The 429-nt window shown below is 51.7% G+C and carries 1 pseudogene; it reads left to right on the top strand.

From position 1 onward, the window contains the following. Positions 1 to 429: pseudogene (locus ACU8YC_RS28495) on the top strand (DeoR family transcriptional regulator); the annotation flags it as partial.

Here is a 429-nt window from a genome sequence, read left to right as displayed (position 1 = left end):
TTTCCGTGATGACCATTCGTCGGGATCTCAGCCAGGATGACGAGCCGTTACCGCTTACGCTGCTCGGTGGTTACATTGTGATGGTGAACAAGCCAGCCGCCAACGTTAATGCCCCAGTGCCTGCGCAAAAACAGTATCATCGCGACGACTTACCGGTTGCCATTCTGGCCGCGGGACTGGTAAGTGAAAACGATCTAGTCTTTTTTGATAATGGTGCGGAAATGCCATTAGTCGTCAGCATGATCCCGGATGATATTTCCTTTACCGGAATTTGCTACTCGCACCGGGTATTCGTGGCGCTGAATGAAAAACCAAATGCCACGGTGATTCTTTGCGGAGGCACCTATCGGGCGAAAAGTGACGCCTTTTACGATACCAGCAACCCCTCTCCGCTGGATGCGCTCAAACCACGAAAAGTAGTCATCACCC

Source organism: Citrobacter sp. VF227, from assembly GCF_052950715.1.
The sequence above is the reverse complement of the archived record's forward strand: the minus strand, read 5'-3'. Positions and strand labels throughout refer to the sequence as shown.